This window comes from Bradyrhizobium sp., from assembly GCF_016462955.1.
Classification (GTDB): Bacteria; Pseudomonadota; Alphaproteobacteria; order Rhizobiales; family Xanthobacteraceae; genus Bradyrhizobium.
This window is the reverse complement of sequence record NZ_JAEMSD010000839.1, coordinates 1,053-1,772: the sequence shown is the minus strand read 5'-3', so window position 1 is coordinate 1,772 and position 720 is coordinate 1,053. Positions and strand designations below refer to the sequence as shown.

The window sequence follows — 720 nt, the reverse complement described above, 5'->3', positions numbered from 1 at the left end:
CTCGCGCTCCCACCCCGTATCCAGCACGGTGTCCGCATGAATGAACAACAACCACGGAAAGCGCGCCGCTGCAGCGCCAGCTTGTAACTGGCGGCCACGGCCAGGCTCCGAACGCACGATATCGGCGCCGGAGTCCTCCGCGATCCGCAATGTGCGATCGCTCGAACCGCCGTCCACGATGACGACCTGCCGGATCACACCGTCGACCGCGCCCGGCACGAGCGACGTCAGCGTCGCTGCAAGCGATGTCTCGGCATTCAGGGTGGGGATGACGACGGTGATCATGGACTGGACAGATAATGCGGTGCCGATCGTAGCGCCAGCCTCGATAGCCCCTCGCTTTCACATGGTCAATATAACTTTCTTTTTTTGTTCTATTAATGTTCTCTTTGGTGTGTTACATGACCTTCAGTTGCGTTGCGGACGGGGCAGAGGTGAAGGACCATGGAAGATGCGAACCGACCCGGGATCGACGGTCCACAAATCGCCGGCCGCCATATCGCGATTGCAGTCGAGGCTGATCTGCGGCGAGGCCGAGGGACCAGGTCCAACGCTTCCGGCCGCTACGAAGCCGAGCGACGCGAAACTTTCGACGACGGCTGGGATGGGCTTGCCGACAGCCGTCCGTTCATCACGCGCGTGCGCCGCGAGATCGCACGCAGCATCATCGCGCACAACGACAGGCCGGACATCAGCTTCGATCAGTCGATCAATCCATAC

Annotated in this window: 1 protein-coding gene and 1 pseudogene; one reads left to right on the top strand and one right to left on the bottom strand. The window is 61.1% G+C overall.

What is annotated here, in order from left to right:
• A partial coding sequence (locus JHD07_RS39030) for a glycosyltransferase (protein ID WP_291631907.1) occupies window positions 1-285 on the bottom strand: 285 nt, incomplete at its 3' end.
• Window positions 286-444: 159 nt separating this feature from the next.
• Here JHD07_RS39030 and JHD07_RS39025 point away from each other — a divergent pair.
• Window positions 445-720, top strand: a pseudogene (locus JHD07_RS39025) (radical SAM protein); the annotation flags it as partial.